Origin of the sequence: Akkermansia sp. KLE1798, from assembly GCF_001580195.1 — a bacterium.
Classification (GTDB): domain Bacteria; phylum Verrucomicrobiota; class Verrucomicrobiia; order Verrucomicrobiales; family Akkermansiaceae; genus Akkermansia; species Akkermansia biwaensis.
On the sequence record NZ_KQ971094.1, the window covers coordinates 179,210 to 196,618 of the forward strand.

At 59.6% G+C, this 17,409-nt stretch carries 10 protein-coding genes and 1 pseudogene; 7 read left to right on the forward strand and 4 right to left on the reverse strand.

Annotated features, from left to right (window positions below; translation table 11 throughout):
• The 3 genes and pseudogenes from HMPREF3039_RS11280 to HMPREF3039_RS11290 form a co-directional block, all read right to left on the reverse strand.
• A pseudogene (locus HMPREF3039_RS11280) lies at positions 1 to 553 on the reverse strand (squalene--hopene cyclase); the annotation flags it as partial.
• Positions 554 to 559: 6 nt separating this feature from the next.
• Positions 560 to 1,270: a hypothetical protein gene (locus HMPREF3039_RS11285; RefSeq protein ID WP_067573158.1), complete on the reverse strand. Its 711-nt coding sequence runs from the start codon at positions 1,268 to 1,270 to the stop codon at positions 560 to 562.
• The gene (locus tag HMPREF3039_RS11290; RefSeq protein WP_067573160.1) at positions 1,267 to 3,879 is read right to left on the reverse strand and encodes an MFS transporter; all 2,613 of its coding nucleotides are present in this window, start codon (positions 3,877 to 3,879) and stop codon (positions 1,267 to 1,269) included. Before HMPREF3039_RS11290 ends, HMPREF3039_RS11285 begins: the two co-directional genes overlap by 4 nt.
• 202 nt (positions 3,880 to 4,081) lie before the next feature.
• On the opposite strand from HMPREF3039_RS11290, the gene HMPREF3039_RS11295 reads away from it, so the two are divergent.
• The 3 genes from HMPREF3039_RS11295 to HMPREF3039_RS11305 all read left to right on the forward strand — a co-directional run bounded on the left by HMPREF3039_RS11295 (position 4,082) and on the right by HMPREF3039_RS11305 (position 9,302).
• Positions 4,082 to 6,136, forward strand: a complete 2,055-nt coding sequence (locus HMPREF3039_RS11295; protein ID WP_067573163.1) for a methylmalonyl-CoA mutase family protein — start codon at positions 4,082 to 4,084, stop codon at positions 6,134 to 6,136.
• 22 nt (positions 6,137 to 6,158) lie between these two features.
• Positions 6,159 to 8,303 carry a methylmalonyl-CoA mutase gene (gene scpA, locus HMPREF3039_RS11300; protein ID WP_067573165.1) on the forward strand — a complete coding sequence of 715 codons (2,145 nt, stop codon included), beginning with the start codon at positions 6,159 to 6,161 and terminating at the stop codon, positions 8,301 to 8,303.
• 273 nt (positions 8,304 to 8,576) lie between these two features.
• Positions 8,577 to 9,302: a hypothetical protein gene (locus HMPREF3039_RS11305; protein WP_147550109.1), complete on the forward strand. Its 726-nt coding sequence runs from the start codon at positions 8,577 to 8,579 to the stop codon at positions 9,300 to 9,302.
• Positions 9,303 to 9,605: 303 nt separating this feature from the next.
• Here HMPREF3039_RS11305 and HMPREF3039_RS11310 read toward each other — a convergent pair whose 3' ends face one another.
• On the reverse strand, positions 9,606 to 10,112 hold the full coding sequence (locus HMPREF3039_RS11310) for a hypothetical protein (protein ID WP_067573169.1): 507 nt from the start codon (positions 10,110 to 10,112) through the stop codon (positions 9,606 to 9,608).
• A gap of 314 nt (positions 10,113 to 10,426) precedes the next feature.
• Between HMPREF3039_RS11310 and HMPREF3039_RS11320 the strand changes: the two genes are divergently transcribed.
• The 4 genes from HMPREF3039_RS11320 (at position 10,427) to ppdK (ending at position 17,268) form a co-directional block, all read left to right on the forward strand.
• Positions 10,427 to 11,320, forward strand: a complete 894-nt coding sequence (locus HMPREF3039_RS11320; protein ID WP_067573173.1) for a class I SAM-dependent rRNA methyltransferase — start codon at positions 10,427 to 10,429, stop codon at positions 11,318 to 11,320.
• A 94-nt stretch (positions 11,321 to 11,414) separates the two neighbouring features.
• Positions 11,415 to 12,503, forward strand: coding sequence for a tetratricopeptide repeat protein (locus HMPREF3039_RS11325; RefSeq protein ID WP_067573174.1), 1,089 nt, complete (start codon positions 11,415 to 11,417; stop codon positions 12,501 to 12,503).
• Positions 12,504 to 12,526: 23 nt separating this feature from the next.
• Positions 12,527 to 14,065 carry a glucose-6-phosphate isomerase gene (locus HMPREF3039_RS11330; protein WP_067573176.1) on the forward strand — a complete coding sequence of 513 codons (1,539 nt, stop codon included), beginning with the start codon at positions 12,527 to 12,529 and terminating at the stop codon, positions 14,063 to 14,065.
• A gap of 458 nt (positions 14,066 to 14,523) precedes the next feature.
• The gene (ppdK, locus tag HMPREF3039_RS11335; protein WP_067573178.1) at positions 14,524 to 17,268 is read left to right on the forward strand and encodes a pyruvate, phosphate dikinase; all 2,745 of its coding nucleotides are present in this window, start codon (positions 14,524 to 14,526) and stop codon (positions 17,266 to 17,268) included.
• The last annotated feature ends 141 nt before the right edge of the window (positions 17,269 to 17,409 follow it).

Sequence of the window (17,409 nt, forward strand, 5' to 3'; positions counted from 1 at the left end):
AGACGATCTGGCAGCCCGTCACCGTGCTGTCCGCATCCGTATCGTCCGGCGCATAGCGCCAGCCGCCCGTCTTGTTCTTCTTCTGGGCGGTCAGCGTCAGGGCCACGGCCTTATGAAGGGCGGGGCCTATGCGGTCGTCGTGCACCATGCCGTAGGCCTCCGCCAGCGCCAGGGTGACGAATCCGTGGTTGTACATGGAATCCCCTATGTAGCCGGAGCTTCTGTTCTGCTTGGCGAGAATGTAGTTGAGGCAGCGGCGCACCATGGTGGCGTACGGCCCCGTGTTCGGATCGTCCCCGTGGGCGAGAACCGCCATCATGCAGAAACCTACGATGGCCGGCTGCCTTCCTTCATTATCTTCATAGGAACCGTCTGCTTTTTGGGCGTTTTGTAAAAACTTGAGGCCTTTCAGGTACATGGATTCCACCTGCACGGGCACCGTTTCCGTGCGGACCGGCATGATGCCGGCTATATCCGTGCGCGGATCGGCTCCCCCTGCCGTCAGGGCGCAGAAAAAGAATAGCAGCAATGTTCCGGAGGAATGCGTGTTCATCTTTTACTACTTCTGGAGGGTTCTGTTGTAGGCGTCCAGCGCCTTGCGGAATTCGGCGGGCATGTCATCTGCGGACATCCCGGTGGATTTGGGGACGGAGCGGCTTTCCACCGCCGTGTCGGGGCTGGAAACCCCTTTTTCCTGGGAGGAAGCCATGTCCGACTTTCCGTCGGCTCCTTTTCCCGGTTTGTTGCCCCGGCCGTTCTGTCCCTCGCCCTGTCCTTGTCCTTGCCCCTCTCCTTCGCTGTCCCCCTGCTGCATGGACTGGGACTCGCTGTCCATGCCCAGGAGCTGGCGGAGCATGTTCATCAGGGCCTCGCTGCCCGGCTTCATTCCGTTTTCTCCTAATTTTGGCAGTTTGCCTCCTGCGCCTCCTCCCGGCATGCTCATTCTGGCCTTGGCCGCCAAGTAGATCAATTCAATGACGTCTGACTGGGCGGCGAGCGTCGGACCTCCCGTGTTGTAATTCTCCAGGAGGTCCACGGCGTCGTTCATGGCGTGGCGGCATTTCTTCAGGAGATCGATTACTTCCTCATTCGTTTCTCCCATAATAAGGTCGGACGTGTCCGCCTGGAGCTCGTCCTGCTGGACGGCCAGCTTTTCCGCCGTTTCCTTGTGCTTGGCGGTATAGATCGTCTGTCCCTCCGGGGCTGCCGGACAGGGCAGGGAAAGGGCCGAAAAGGCCAGGAAGATGACTGGCAGGCGGGCGGTATTCATGGGGTTTTGGCGTTGAGTTTGCGGTGTTCCTTTTCAGCGGCGCGGGTACGCATGCGGATGTCCTGTTCCTGCTGGATCATGCGGATGATCTTCAGCATGAACTCAAAGTCGGCGTCGGAAATGGACTCCTGGTCTCCGCCCCCGCCGCCTCCGCCTCCGCCGCGGCTCTTCTTGTAATCGTCTATCAGCTTGGCCCAGTGGCGCAGGGTGGACGCGTACAGGCGGGATTCGTCAATGGACTGCGCCGTGATGGAATTCAGGATGTTTCCATGAACCAGGTCCAGCTTTTCACGGAGGGAGAAGGCATTCATTTGATTGTACAGATCGCTGTAAATGCGTTCCTCCGTGCGGGACTTGTAGTAATTGAGGTCTTCCAGAATCCAGCCGATATCCTGCGTGGAGGCATTTTGGAGGGTGGCGATGGTTTCCATTTCCCGGCGGGTGGAGGGGTCCAGCTCCTCCATGGTCATGCCCACGATGGTGTTGAGCTGGCTGGCGAGGGAACTGGCAATGGAATCCTCCTTGTAGGCCGCCTGGATGAGCCTGGCCACAAAAGTGCTGGCTTCCATGTCCTGGGCGGATTTGGAAAGCTGGTTCATGGCGTCTTTCAGGGCCTGCGTGGCGGCGGAATGGTCGCTTTCCCCGCCGCTGAGGGACTGCCGGCTTTCCTGAGGAGTGCTGTTCTCCGCCGCAGAATCCCGGAACTTTTTCTGGGCGTTCTTCATGGTGCTGTCGGGAACGGGTTTCAGCATGGAAATTCCCTTCATGAACTCCTTCATTCCGGACGGGTCGATCTGGGTATTGCGGGAAGCTTCCTTGAACAATGTTTCGGACCGGTTGATCAATTCATTCAATTCCCTCCGGTTGGCCTGTTCCTCATCCGCAAGGGCATGGAGCCTCTGCTGGGCTTCCGTATTCCTGAGGTCCTTTTCTTCCAGGGTTTTCAGGCGTTTGGCCTCGTCCGTCATGGCGTCCATGCGGCGGATCATCCCCTCCAGCTCGCTGACGATGCGTTCCAGTTCATTGCGGATCATCTGCGCATGTTCCGACTTGGAAAGGACGATGATGACCATGGGTTCCGAATACACCCTTTTGCCGCCGGGCTTGTAATCCTGCGTAAATCCGCGGACGACCACGCGCTGGGGAGACAGCTTCAGGGCCCTGGCTTGGAACAGGAAGGTTCCCTTCAATCCGGTCCGGGTCGGATCGCCCGTTTCCAGAACTTTTTCCCCGTGCAGTCCCGGGACGGGCTTGCCGGCTTTCTCCGGATCCGCCGCTCCCCCGTCCGGATTTTCTTCCTCGTAAAAAGACTTTTCTCCCTGCCATTCCACGCCCAGTTCCCGCAGGCCGAAATCGTCCGCGGCCTCCACTTCTAGTTCAATGCTGGTGTCTTCCAGCACGTGGCGGTCGTTTTCTCCGCCCCTCAGGTAAACGGAGGGCTGCTTGTCTTCAACGGGTTCCAGGCGCACTTTCACGGTCTGAGCGGCGGCCAGTCCGTCCCGGTCCGTCCATGTCAGCTCCATTTCCTGCGGATCCTTCCCCAGAAGAATGGAGGGAATGATCACCTTGCTGCCGTCCATGCGCAGGGGCTTTCCCTGGGGCGTGGCGGCGAAAGCCAGCGGCTGGGAGGCGGTAACCTCCAGTGTCAGCGTGGAGCCTTCCGGCGCGGAAATGACTCCGGCCCTCATCGGTTCCCGTCCGTCCGGGCGGCCCATGTATTCCGGATAGGCCACCGTGGCCGCGGCGGAAAGCAGGGAAGGGCGCGCCTTCGGCACGATGCGCATGCGGCGCACGACGTCCCCCGCTGAAAATTCAAGTCTGTCCGCCTGCTGGAGAGGGGGAATGAGTACCTTGTAAACGCCGTCCGCCAGAGTCGTCTGCTGGCGCACCCTGTTCCCGAAAACGTAATGGCCGGTTTCCGGGCGGGACTTGGTGGAATCCGCCAGCCTGAGTTCGTACACGTGGCTTTCCCCCAGGGGAATGACCAGGGTGTCGGGGGAGGGGTCCAGCTGCGTGAAGGTGTAGCGTTCCGGAGGATTGAAGGGTTGAAGCCAGCGGTGCAGGGCGTTTTCCGCCGCTTCCGGGCTGACGATGCACAGGGCGCCCGTGCAGAGAACCAGAATGGAAAGAAGAAGGAACAGCATCCTGTGCCGCGGCCTGGGGATGTTGACCGTCAGGTCCTGTCCGGCGACTTCGCGGGCTACCTGTTCCATGGCCGCCTCCTTGAGCTTTGCTGAACTGTATTGGTGCCCGTACTTTTCGGAATCCAGTTCAATGACCCCCAGCAGGCGGTCTCCCAGAGCCGCATCCTTTTTGCCGATCAGGCGCGCCAGCTGTGCGGCCGTCCTGCGCTGCCAGACCCACCGGAAGCTCCACCACGGAATGAAAGTCAGCAATCCCGCCAGGGCGCAGATGAAAAGAATCCATCCCAGCGTGGGCGGTGTTTCCCAAACGCGGTCGGAAACGTACAGGAACACATAGGAGAGGATGACGGCCAGGCCGGCCAGACAGATGGCTTCCAGTATTTTGACCGTTCGGAGGCGACGGCGGAATGCCTGGAGCTGCCTGACTAGTTGAACAGGGAGTTTGACGGTAGGTGAGGTCGGCATGCTTAAACCCTGTATCTACTCTTTTTATGTTGTTTTTGCAAGCTTCCCGAACGTGATAGGGCAAATTCGCCTTCATTGGGCCTGTTGTGTTTTTCACGCTGGACTTTATAATTTGATTTTCTAAGATAACTCCGCGCTTTAAATCTGGCCTGGTTTGCGCAATTAAAAACCAACATATTAGGCCTTACCCATTGACTTCGCCATGCAAAAGGGAAACAAAACAACGGATCCGGAGATTGACTTCGGAGAATTCGCACCAGCCACATACGCCGAATGGCGTGAGGCAGCCGTCGCTGCCTTGAAGGGGGCTGATTTTGATAAAAAACTTTTCACGAAGCTCGTGGAGGGAATCACGCTGCATCCCATTTACAACAAGTGGGACGAGCACTCTCCCGTCATGCCTGCCGGGCAGTTCCCGTACCGCCGCGGAACCCGCGCCCTGGGCTATGTGGAAAAGCCCTGCGAAATCGCCCAGAGCATTCCCGCCTCCACTCCGGAAGACTTCAACAGCAAAATCCTGCACGATCTGGAACGCGGCCTGACCGCCGTGAACGTCCAGCTCAACTGCAAATGCGGCCTCAAGCTGCGCAAGCAGGCGGCCTGGGACACCGCCCTCAAGGGCCTCCCGCTGGACAAGCTGCCCGTTTATATCACTCCCGGTTCCTGTGGCCTGGGCACGCTTTCCATGTTCCTGAACACGTACAAATCCGCCGGATTCGACACCGCCGGCCTCCGGGGCGGCGTTCTCTACGACCCGGTCGGCAAGGCCGTGATGAAGGGTTCCCTCTGCGGCGGCAAGGGCATTTGCGCCTATTATGACCAGATGGCCGTGATGACCAAGTGGGCCATCGCCAACGCGCCCGCCTTCCAGACTATCGGCGTCAGCGGACTTCCCTATGCGGACTCCGGCGCCTCCGCCTTTGAAGAAGCGGGAGCCATGCTCGCTACCGCCGTGGCCTATCTGCGCGCCATGGAAGAACGCGGCATCTCCGTGGATGAAGCGGCCGCCCACATGCGCTTTACCGTATCCATCGGAGCCAACCTTTTCCTGGAAGTGGCCAAAATCCGCGCCCTGCGCGAACTCTGGGCCCTCATCGTCAAGGAATGCGGCGGCAGTGAGGAATCCGCCAAGATCAGCCTGCATGCCCGCACTTCCTTCTGGACCCTCTCCAAGGTGGACCCCTGGGTCAACCTGCTGCGCGGTTCCGCCCAGGCCTTCTCCGCCATTATGGGCGGCGTGGACAGCATCGACGTGCTGCCCTTCGACGCGGCCGTGCGCATACCGGACGAATTCTCCCGCCGCATCGCCCGCAACTGCCCGCTCATCCTGCTGGGCGAATGCAACCTGGACAAGGTGGTGGACCCCGCCGGCGGTTCCTGGTACATTGAAAACCTGACGGACGAAGTCTCCCGGAAAATCTGGGACGTCTTCCAGGGAATTGAAAAGGAAGGCGGCATCATCAAGGCCCTTCAGTCCGGCTCCATCCAGAAGAGCGTGAACGCCACGGCCGCCAAGCGGTATGAAATGGCCGACCAGCGCCGCCAGTCCATCGTGGGCGTCAACCAGTACGTCAACCTGGTGGAAAAGAAGCTGGAAGTGCTGGAAGGCTCCGCCTGTTCCGCCTCCAAGGGCCACGGCTGCTGCAAGAATGCGGACGTGGAACTGCCCGACGTGAAAATGTGCGTGGATTCCGTCTGCAAGGCCGCGGAGGAAGGCTTCTCCACCTGCCTCATCAACAAGGCCCTCACGGCCGGCGCGGACTGCAAGTGCGGCGGACCACTGGAAATTGAAGCCCTGCCGAAGCGCCGCCTGGCGGAACGCTTTGAATCCCTGCTCGCCAAGGCCGACGCCTGGGTGGAGGAAAAGGGAACCCGCCCGATGGTCTTCTTCGCCAACATGGGGCCGTTGCGCCAGCACAAGGCCCGTGCGGACTTCTCCCGCGACTTCCTGCGCGCAGGCGGTCTGGACGTGGTTTACCCGTCCGGCTTCCCGACTCCGGAAGAGGCGGCCAGGGCCGCCGCGGAAAGCGGCTGCGCCGTGTGCGTGATCTGCTCCACGGACGACACCTATCCGGAAATCGTTCCCGCCTTCTGCAAGGCGCTCAGGGAAATCAAGCCGGACATGATGGTGGCCCTCGCCGGTTATCCGGCGGACCATGTGGAAGCGTTCAAGGAAGCCGGCGTGGACATCTTCATCCACGTCAGGGCCAACTGCTACAACACCATTGAAGCCATTCAGAACAAGATCGGCCTCTAAACCATTTACCAAATTTCATCATATGAGCAATATTCCCGACTTTGCAACCGCCGCCTATCCAGAAGTCAAGGCTGGCGGCCAGTCCCCGGCCCCCCGGACGGAAACCTGGGTGACCAATGAACAAATTCCCGTGCCGCCCACCTATTCCGAGAGCGTGTACGACGACTGCCTGCACCTGGACTTTACCGCCGGTGTGGCCCCGAACCTGCGCGGACCTTACGCCACCATGTATGTGGCGCGTCCCTGGACGGTGCGCCAGTACGCCGGTTTCTCCACGGCGGAGGAATCCAACGCCTTCTACCGCCGCAACCTGGCGGCCGGGCAGAAGGGGCTTTCCATCGCCTTCGACCTGGCGACGCACCGCGGCTATGACTCCGACCACCCCCGCGTGGTGGGCGACGTGGGCAAGGCCGGCGTGGCCGTGGATTCCATCCTGGACATGGAAATCCTCTTCAAGGGCATCCCGCTGGACAAAATGTCCGTCTCCATGACCATGAACGGCGCCGTGCTGCCCGTGCTTGCCTTCTACATCGTGGCCGCCCAGGAACAGGGCTGCACGCTGGACCAGCTCTCCGGGACGATCCAGAACGACATCCTGAAGGAATACATGGTGCGCAACACGTACATCTATCCGCCGGACCCGTCCATGCGGATCATTGCGGACATCTTTGAGTTCACCTCCAAGTACATGCCCAAGTTCAACTCCATTTCCATCTCCGGCTACCACATGCAGGAAGCCGGCGCCACGGCGGACCTGGAAATGGCCTACACGCTTGCGGACGGCCTGGAATACGTGCGCACCGGGATCAAGGCCGGCATTGACATCGACGCCTTCGCCCCGCGCCTCTCCTTCTTCTGGGCCCAGGGCAAGAACTACTTCATGGAAGTGGCCAAGATGCGCGCCGCCCGCGTGCTGTGGGCCAAGCTCATCAAGCAGTTCAACCCCAAGAACCCGAAGTCCCTGGCCCTGCGCACGCACTCCCAGACTTCCGGCTGGTCCCTCACGGAGCAGGACCCGTTCAACAACGTGACCCGCACCTGCATTGAAGCCCTGGCCGCCGCCTGCGGCCACACGCAGTCCCTGCACACCAACTCTCTGGACGAAGCGATCGCCCTGCCGACGGACTTCTCCGCCCGCATCGCCCGCAACACCCAGCTCCACCTGCAGGATGAAACCACCATCTGCAAGGTCATCGACCCGTGGGGCGGTTCCTACTACGTGGAATACCTCACCAACGAGCTCATCCGCAAGGGCTGGGCCCACCTTCAGGAAGTGGAAAAACTCGGCGGCATGGCCAAGGCCATTGAAACCGGACTGCCCAAGATGCGCATTGAAGAAGCCGCTGCCCGCCGCCAGGCGGCCATTGACTCCGGAAAGGAGCCCATCATCGGCGTCAACAAGTACCGTCTGGAGCAGGAAGAAAAAATCGACATTCTGGAAGTGGACAACACCACCGTCCGGGACGCCCAGATCGCTCGCCTGCAGAAACTGCGTGCGGAACGCGACTCCGCCGCGTGCGAAGCCGCGCTGGAAGCCCTGTCCGAATGCGCCCGCACGGGAGAAGGCAACCTCCTTGACCTCGCCATCAAGGCGGCCAAGGCCCGCGCCTCCCTGGGTGAAATCTCCTCCGCCCTGGAAAAGCACTTCGGGCGGCACAAAGCTCCAATCAAACTCATTACCGGCGTGTACGCACAATCCTATGGTCAAGATCCGCTGGTGGAGGAAGTCCGCAAGATGACGGACGACTTCGCTGAACGCACGGGGCGCCGTCCCCGCATCCTCGTCGCCAAAATGGGCCAGGACGGCCACGACCGCGGCGCCAAGGTGGTCTCTTCCGCCTATGCCGACCTCGGCTTCGACGTGGACGTAGGCCCGCTCTTCCAGACGCCGGAGGAAACCGCCAAGATGGCGATTGAAAACGACGTGCACATGATCGGCATGAGCTCCCTGGCCGCGGGTCACAAGGTGCTTCTGCCCGCCCTGGTGGAAGAACTCCAGAAACAGGGGCGTCCGGACATCATGGTCTTCTGCGGCGGCGTCATTCCCGCCCAGGACTACGACTTCCTCAGGGAACACGGAGCTGTGGCTATCTTCGGCCCCGGTACGAACATTCCGGAAGCCTCCAAGGAAATCATGGAAGCCCTCAACGAACAGTACGCCGACTAAGGTAGGTGCTATTCGCGGAACAAATTGAAAACCAGAGGCCGGATCAAATGATCCGGCCTCTTTTTTGATTTAACGCGGATTTTGAATCCGGTGTCAATAAGAAAAGATGAAAAAGAAAAAGTTATAAAAATAAACAAGGGGTGCGGAGCGTGATTTTTCTTCCCGGCTATAGGGGTGTCTTTTTCATAAGGTTCAGAAAAACCTAGCACTTGTGACGTGTTTCGGATTCAAAATTCCTACATTGGTTTTCATCGTTCACAAAAGCTGGAAACCATGAAGAAAACATTATTTTTACTTATGGCCGGAGGGTCTTTTTCCCTTGCACAGGCGGCTTCCGTCCTGGTGGATGTGTACAGGGACGGCGCGGGAAGGCCCGGCATGAATCAGTATACGTCCAACAGCGCGGCTGAATTGCAGCTTCAGGATGCTTCGGGAAACGGTACTCCCTACACGCTTAAAATCGTTAAAAGCGGCGGGAACTTCTTTAACTCCAATGTCACTACCGTCACTCCCGGAGAAGGAGACCCCGCTTATTACGCCTATTACCAGAACGAGGCTGCAATGACGGACCTGGTCAATACCCTGGGTTCTTTCGACTATGAAGCGCTGTCCACATTTATGAATCCCGGAGCCGGAGGTTCCACGACATCCTCCATCCAACTGGGCGGATTGACGGCAGGGGACACCATCACGTTTTACATGTTCGTTTCCAGCGTGGCTGCTGCTCCCGGAGCCACTGCCGTCACTGGAGGAACGGGTTCCTTTGAATACGCCGCTACGGACGGAACGGGATTTTCAACGTCTCCCTCCTTTGCGAACAACAAGCTGACGCTGGTCAAATGGACGGGAACGGCAACATCGGACACGCTTGATTTTCGCATTGGGGGGCAGAAAGCCGGGGTGGCGGCCATGGCGTTTTCCGTCGTTCCCGAACCGTCTGCGGCGTCCCTGGGGATGCTTGGCATGGCCGTGCTGATGATGCGGCGGCGCAGAGCCTGATATTCCCATACCGGATATCCTTCACGAGGCGCTGGAAAAGGTGCTGGCGCATGCCGCACTCATACTTGGGGATGATCCCGTTCTACCTCATGCTGTGGAAGGCGTCAAATGTATCGGGAGAGGAAGAAAGGAAACGGTGTCCTTACAGGAATGTCCGCAGGGGATTGTTCAGGAAAGGCCGGACAAAGCGTGTGTGATGAACGGCTTTTTCGTACGGATTGATGGTTCCCTGCCGCAGGAAGCTTTTCCTTGAAAAATCAACGCTTCTCCGGCTGTTTGTTGCGTCCGGAAGGAGCCTGCCGTTCACCGGTTGGAACGGGCTTCAAAGGAGCCGTCCTCCAAACGCTGGATGCTCAGGGATGTTTTCGAATCATGCGCCGGATCGCCTTCATGGCGGGGATGGCTGATGACGGGATAGGAGCACAAGGATCTGCCGTTGGGCGTGGTTTCCATATTCAGGGGCGCCAGGGTGAGGGTAGCGCCGGGTTCAAGAGGGAAAATATGGCCGTCCGCATAATAATGGGTATCCAGATCTATCAGTGAGACTTTTTCATCCCTGGTGGAAACGGCCAGAATCTCAAAACGGACAGGGCTTGTCTGGACGCCGACGAAGATGGTCTCCCATTCCTCCACTTCCAGAGCCGTGAGAATTTTTCCTTCCACCGGAGGCTTGAAGGAAAAAGTTCTGTCTCCGCAGTAAATCTTCCATATTTTTATCTCCTTGTTTTCGGGGGAAACGCCGTCTGCCGCCGGGACGGGAGAAAAGAGGAAGGGAATCAGAAAAAAGGATGCAGGGAATATTTTTTTCATGCCGGGAAAGGAGGGGATGATATCTTCCCCCTGTGTCTCACAAATTTGTGGGAACTTCAAGAAAATATCTCTCTTTCAGCGGCTTTTGTCAGGATAAAGAGAAAGATTTTTTTCAGTGTAAAAGCGTCATGGCCTGCCTGGAGAAGGATGGAAGGTATTCCGTCCGGCAGGCGGTACGCCCCGGAATAATCCGGAGAGGTGGATGGTGTGGGGAACGTGGTTTTCCCTGCCGGAGGAAGAAGATTGTTCCAGAATCCGTTTTCCCTGCTTTTGCCATTGCCCCCGGTGGTCAAATTCCGTAGTCTCTCCGTGCCGTGAGCCGCACGTACCGCCATTGCCTGGAATACAAGAAGGGACTGATTCCTCCGCGCACCGATATTTTCCGCGTGATTGACGGGGAAGGGGACGGCTGTCCGGACGTGTTCGTGGATCGGCTGGGAGACCGCATTCTGGTCTCCACGCGTGACTGTGCCATTCCCGTGAATCTGGGGAGGGAACTCGCTGAACTTGGCGTCCCCGTATTTCACAAGCGTCTGGAACAGAACCAGAAGGAGGCGCCCATTCAGATTGCAGGGCCTGTCCTTCCCCTGCAATTTGAGGCGGAGGAGCAGGGCGTGCTGTTCAGGCTGGACATGTCCGCCGGTTATTCCCAGGGAATCTTTCTGGACCAGCGCGACCACCGCCGCCAGGTACGGGAGCGGAGCAGGCCGGGCATGAAAGTGCTGAACACCTTTGCCTACACGGGGGCCTTTTCCGTTTATGCCGCCCTGGGCGGCGCGCAGACGACCACGCTGGACCTGGCCCAGCCGTGCCTGGAATGGGCCAGGGAAAATTTCAGGCTGAACGGGATGGACCCCGCCGGCCAGTACTTCTGCAAGGGGGACGTGCTTCACTGGCTGGAACGGTTCGCCAGACAGGGCCGCACCTTCCACGGCATCATTCTGGACCCCCCCACTTTTTCCCGGGACGACAGGGGCAGGGTGTTCCGGGTGGAATCCCATTACGGGGAACTCGTCTCCCTGGCGCGCAAATGCCTGGAGCGTGGCGGCTGGATGCTGTGCACCAGCAATTGCCGCAAGCTGAGCCATGCCGACTTCCGCCGGATGGTGGAGGCCGCAGCTCCCGGAGCCCGTCTCACCCATGATCCCATGCCTGCGGACTTTACGGCGGAGGATTATCTGAAAAGGCTGTGGGTGGACTGGAAGTGAATATTTTATGAAAAATTTTCCTCACCTGCGCTGACGCACTTTATTCTTTTGAAAACCATGCCCCTTTGATAGGAAACCGCCCATTGCTTCTTGTATGAAAAAACTAGCCTGTGTCATCAGTATTCTTGCGTTCGCGTGCCCGCATCTCTTTGCCGCCCTTTATGAGAATCTGGAGACGGGAATGGACAAGGACCAGGTGCTGAAAGCGCTGAGGCAGAGCAAGCGGATTGAAGGGCCGCCTACGGACGCCCTGCTGGGGCGCACCGGGCTGAACGGCGTGTTCAAGACCAGGCAGCCCGTGGGCGGCCAGACCTTTTCCCTGAATTTTGACTACGACCCTTCCGGCGGCCTGCGCGGCGTCGTTTTCTACTCCCGCAGCAAATTCAAGGGGGCCGAATATGAAACCAGGCTCAAATCCGCCTACAAGGCCCTGCTGGTGGGCCTGACGGAAAAATACGGCGAACCTTCCAACATGCCGGAATGGCTGCCGAAGGATTCCCTGCAGGAAGGGCGCATCCTGTACATGCACATGTGGAGGGTGGCTCCCAGCGTGTTTTTGATGTCCGGCCTGGGGAACATGGGGGCCATGGAGGGGTATTTCCCCGTATTCCGCCTTTCCGGTCCGGCGGGCATGCCCCCCAAATCCAAGAGGGACCGGGAGGAGTTGAAGAGGGAATGGGCCGCCATTCCGGAATTCCCGGATCTGAAAGAGGCGGAACTTCATATTGCGGATGCCGTCCGTTCCATGGGAACCAAAAAATATGAGGACGCCTTTGAATGCTTCCAGCAGGCGGCGGAACTGGGCAGTCCCCGCGGTTACTGGGGCATGGCGTTTCTCTATGACCTGGGCAAATACGGCGTGAAGCGGGACAAGAAAAAGGCCGATGAACTGAACCGCAAGGCCGCCGCCGCCGCCTATGCCCCGTCCGCCATGAAATACGGCGACACCTGGCCGGACGCGGCGCGGGCCGTGGGCCTGTCCCCCGCGGAGGCGAAGGAACAGCTCAACCGCCGCAAGAGGGCTGCCGAAGAAGGCTATGCCTCCGAACAGTACAACATGGGCATCATGTACCAGAAGGGTTTCGGCGTGCAGCAGGACGCGGCCAAGGCCAGGGAATGGTTCCAGAAGGCGGCGGACCAGGATGACGTGCAGGCGAAAAGCGTGCTTAAAAAACTTAAATAATTCTTTCTCACTCTATTACTATCATGAGCCTATACGCACAACAACTCGTTCGCTACCCGGAAATGGGTATCTCCCTTGATTTTTCCAAACTGCCGCTGGACGACGCTTTCCTGTCCTCCATGCAGGGCAGGATCGACAAGGCTTTCGCCGACATGAAGGCACTGGAATCCGGCGCCGTCGCCAACCCGGACGAAGGCCGCATGGTGGGCCATTACTGGCTGCGCAATTCCGCCCTGGCCCCCACTCCTGAACTGAAAGCCGCCATTGACGGCCCTTTGGCGGACGTCAAGGACTTCGGCCGGGACGTTCTGGACGGCAGGATCGCCCCTCCCCGCGCGGAACAGTACTCCGCGGCCCTCGTCATCGGCATCGGTGGTTCCGCCCTAGGTCCGGAACTGGTGGCCGACGCCATTCCCGCCGCCGGGCTGGACATGTTCTTCCTGGATAATACGGACCCGGACGGCATGTACCGCGTGCTGGAATCCCTGCCTCTGGAAGAAACGCTGGTGGTGGTCATCTCCAAGTCCGGCGGAACGCCGGAAACACGCAACGGCATGATGGTGGCCCAAGACTTTTTCAACAAGCACGGGCTGGACTTCGCCGCCCAGGCCGTAGCCGTTACGGGCGTAGGCTCCAAACTGGACAAGACGGCGGAAGCGGAAGGCTGGCTCAAGCGCTTCCCGATGGAAGACTGGGTGGGCGGCCGCACGTCCGTCATGTCCGTAGTGGGCCTTGTTCCCGCCGTTCTGCAGGGCGTGGACGTGGACGCCCTGCTGGAAGGAGCGCGCCTGATGGATGAAAAGACCCGCCGGGAATGCGTGAAGTGCAACGCCTCCATGAAGCTGGCCCTGGCCTGGTACAAGGCCACCGGCGGCAAAGGGGAAAAGGACATGGTGGTCCTCCCCTACAAGGACGCCCTGGTGCTTTTCTCCAAATACCTTCAGCAGCTCATCATGGAATCCCTCGGCAAAAGGCTGGACCTGGACGGCAATGAAGTCTTCCAGGGCATTTCCGTGTACGGCAACAAGGGCTCCACGGACCAGCACGCGTATGTGCAGCAGCTCCGCGACGGCGTAAACAACTTCTTCGCCACCTTCATTGAAGTGCGGGAATGCTCCGCGGACGCGGTGGAAGTGGAAGCGGGCGCCACCTGCGGGGACTTCCTCCAGGGCTTCCTGCGCGGCACGCGCCAGGCTCTTGCGGAATCCGGACGTTCCTCCATCACCATTTCCATTCCGGAAGTGAACGCCAAAACGCTCGGCATGCTAATTGCCCTCTTTGAGCGCGCCGTTTCCTTCTATGCGTCCCTGGTGAACATCAACGCCTACCACCAGCCCGGCGTGGAAGCCGGCAAAAAAGCCGCCGGAACCTTCCTGGCCCTGCTGGGGAAAGTCCGGAAAGCCATCGGCTCCGCTCCGGAAACGGCCGCCCAGGTGGCCGCCCGGCTGGATGCCGACCCGGAGGCCGTGTACCACTGCCTGGTCCACATCGCCTCCGGCGACTCCTCCGTCACATGGACGGAAGCGGACTGTGCGGATGAAGACACCTTCTGCAAGGCGTAAAAACCGGTAAAGCCTATTTTTTCAGCGAACGCCTGTCTTGTCGATAGGCGTTCGCTTTTTATTGGCCGGGAACAAGCCCTTGTAGGAGGGGGAGGAACACCGTGGCCGCCTCCCGTACGCGGACGGTGGAAAGCCGGGCACGGCCGTTCCGTTATGTTACCGGGCAGGGGACATCATCCATGCGGAATTCCCGGCAGGCCGTCCCTGGCGGTGAGCCGGGTGTTATTTCCGGGAAACGCTTTGAGGTAAATCAGCGAGGGCGCGGACATGCGGAAAAAACGGGGAAAATATTTTCTCCCAAAAATCATCAAAAACATTTTTGTTTTCCTTACAATTTCGAGTTGACAAAGGCGGATGCGCCGGGCATCTTTACTCGACCCCAACTTGCTTTTGGGTCTCTTGTTGACTCATGCGGCCGGCTTTGGGGCAGAATCATTAATTCGACTACAACAATCGATATGTCCACCAATTCCTGCGCGTGCAGCGCATCCACTGACAAATTCGTCTATTCCTTCGGCGGAGGGTCCGCTGACGGCAATGGCAGCATGAAAAATCTTTTGGGCGGCAAGGGCGCCAACCTTGCGGAAATGGCCCGCATCGGCCTGCCTGTTCCTCCCGGATTCACGATCACCACGGAAGTTTGCACCTATTACTACGACCACGGCTGCACCTATCCCTCCCAGCTTGACGCCCAGATCAAGGAAGGCGTTGCCAAGATGGAACAAATCCTGGGCCGCAAATTCGGCGACACGGAAGCCATGCCCCTGCTGGTGGCCGTGCGTTCCGGCGCCCGGGAATCCATGCCCGGCATGATGGACACGATTCTGAACCTCGGCCTGAATGAAAAATCCGTGGAAGCCATGGTGAAGGCCACCGGCAACCCCCGCTTTGCGTGGGACTGCTACCGCCGCTTCGTGCAGATGTACGGCGACGTGGTGCTGGGCGTGCAGAAGAACCCGGACGAAGACCACGAACCCTTTGAAGCCGCCATTGCCGCCATCAAGGAAGAACGCTACGGCAGCGCCGACGTGGAAGACACCAAGCTTTCCGCTGACGACCTGAAGGAACTTGTCTCCCGCTTCAAGAAGCTGGTGCTGGAACGCACCGGCCATGAATTCCCGGAATGCCCGTGGGAACAGCTCCAGGGCGCCATCGGCGCCGTGTTCGGTTCCTGGAACAATGACCGCGCCATCGTTTACCGCCAGAAATACGGCATTCCCTCCGAATGGGGCACCGCCGTCAACGTGCAGGCCATGGTATTCGGCAACACGGGTGAAGAATCCGGTTCCGGCGTGGCGTTCACCCGCAACCCCGCTTCCGGCGAAAACGAATTCTACGGCGAATTCCTGATGAACGCCCAGGGTGAAGACGTGGTGGCCGGCGTCCGCACGCCCGCTCCCGTGGCAGCCCTTCATGACGTAATGCCCGCCGCGTTCAATGAACTCATGCGCATCCGCGAAGTGCTGGAAAACCACTTCCACGACATGCAGGACTTTGAATTCACCATTCAGGACCGCACCGTGTACATGCTCCAGACCCGCAACGGCAAGCGCACCGGCGTGGCCGCCTTCCGCATCGCCTGTGAAATGGTGGAGCAGGGCCTGATCGACTGGAAAACCGCCGTGCGCCGCATTCCCGCGGACCAGGTGGACCAGCTCCTGACCCCAATCTTCGACCGCGAGGCCATCAAGCAGGCCAAGATGCTCACCCGCGGCCTTCCCGCCGGCCCCGGCGCCGCCACCGGCCGCATCTACCTGAATGCGGAACGCTGCGTGGAAGCTGCGGACAACGGTGAAAAAGTTCTCCTGGTCCGTCTGGAAACCTCTCCGGAAGACCTGCGCGGCATGATCGCCGCGGAAGGCATTCTGACCGCCCGCGGCGGCGTCTCCTCCCACGCGGCCCTCGTCGCCCGCCAGATGGGCAAGGTCTGCGTCTGCGGCGCCGACGAAGTCATCGTGGACTACAACAACCGCACCGTCACCGTTGGCGGCATGACCTTCAACGAAGGCGACTACATGTCCATCGACGGAACAAGCGGCCTGGTGTACGCCGGCAAGGTGGAAACCTCCCCCTCTGAAATCATCCAGGTTCTGATCTCCAAGACCATGAAGCCGGAAGACAGCCGTACCTACCAGAACTTCGCCAAGCTCATGCTGTGGTGCGATGACTGCACGAAGATGAAGGTGCGCACCAACGCGGACTCTCCCAAGCAGACGGAAGCCGCCCTCGCCTTCGGCGCCACGGGCATCGGCCTCTGCCGCACGGAGCACATGTTCTTTGAAGGGGACCGCATCGACTTCGTTCGTGAAATGATCCTCTCCACCAAGAAGAGCGACCGCGTGGCGGCCGTTTCCAAGCTTCTTCCCTACCAGAAGGGCGACTTCAAAGGCATCTTCAAGGCGCTCAAGGGCCTGCCGGGCACCATCCGCCTGCTGGATCCGCCCCTGCACGAATTCCTGCCCCAGACGAAGGAACAGCAGCTTGACCTGGCCCAGAAGATCGGCATGCCCGTGGAAGTCATCATGCGCCGCGTGGCTGAACTCCACGAGTTCAACCCGATGCTCGGCCACCGCGGCTGCCGCCTCGGCATCGCCTATCCGGAAATCACGGAAATGCAGGCCCGCGCCATCTTTGAAGCCGCTGTGGAAGTCTCCCAGGAAGAAGGCTTTGCCGTGGTGCCTGAAATCATGGTTCCCCTGGTGGCCTTCAAGAAGGAACTGGACATCCAGAAAGCCATCATCGACAAGGTGGCCCAGCAGGTGTTCGAGGAAAAGGGCGCCAAGGTGGACTACCTCGTGGGCACTATGATCGAAATCCCGCGCGCCGCCGTCACGGCCGACGAAATCGCGGAAACCGCCCAGTTCTTCTCCTTCGGTACCAATGACCTGACCCAGACGGGCCTGGGCATGAGCCGCGACGACTCCGGCTCCTTCCTGCCGCAGTACCAGGAACTGGAAATCATCAAGAAAAACGTCTTTGCTTCCATCGACCAGGAAGGCGTCGGCAAGCTCATGAAGATTGCCGTGGAACTTGGCCGCTCCACCCGCCCGGACATCAAGCTGGGCATCTGCGGCGAACACGGCGGCGACCCCGCCTCCGTCAAGTTCTGCAACACGCTCGGCCTTACCTACGTGAGCTGCTCTCCCTACCGCGTCCCGACCGCCCGTCTGGCCGCCGCCCAGGCAGCTCTGGAACAGGCGTAAGTCTTTGTTAAGGGTTAAAAGTCAGCCCGTGGCTCTCCGGAGCCGCGGGCTTTTTTGTGGATAGGGAGGGGGAATGAATTTAATGGACTTAATGGACAGGGTGGACTGGGTGGACAGGGTGGACTGGGTGGACTGGGTGGA

Excerpts from the sequence above, each read along its gene's own strand:
- HMPREF3039_RS11285 (WP_067573158.1), bottom strand. The coding sequence starts at position 1,270 with ATGAATACCGCCCGCCTGCCAGTCATCTTCCTGGCCTTTTCGGCCCTT.
- HMPREF3039_RS11290 (WP_067573160.1), bottom strand. The coding sequence starts at position 3,879 with ATGCCGACCTCACCTACCGTCAAACTCCCTGTTCAACTAGTCAGGCAG.
- HMPREF3039_RS11295 (WP_067573163.1), top strand. The coding sequence starts at position 4,082 with ATGCAAAAGGGAAACAAAACAACGGATCCGGAGATTGACTTCGGAGAA.
- scpA (WP_067573165.1), top strand. The coding sequence starts at position 6,159 with ATGAGCAATATTCCCGACTTTGCAACCGCCGCCTATCCAGAAGTCAAG.
- HMPREF3039_RS11305 (WP_147550109.1), top strand. The coding sequence starts at position 8,577 with ATGAAGAAAACATTATTTTTACTTATGGCCGGAGGGTCTTTTTCCCTT.
- HMPREF3039_RS11310 (WP_067573169.1), bottom strand. The coding sequence starts at position 10,112 with ATGAAAAAAATATTCCCTGCATCCTTTTTTCTGATTCCCTTCCTCTTT.
- HMPREF3039_RS11325 (WP_067573174.1), top strand. The coding sequence starts at position 11,415 with ATGAAAAAACTAGCCTGTGTCATCAGTATTCTTGCGTTCGCGTGCCCG.
- HMPREF3039_RS11330 (WP_067573176.1), top strand. The coding sequence starts at position 12,527 with ATGAGCCTATACGCACAACAACTCGTTCGCTACCCGGAAATGGGTATC.
- ppdK (WP_067573178.1), top strand. The coding sequence starts at position 14,524 with ATGTCCACCAATTCCTGCGCGTGCAGCGCATCCACTGACAAATTCGTC.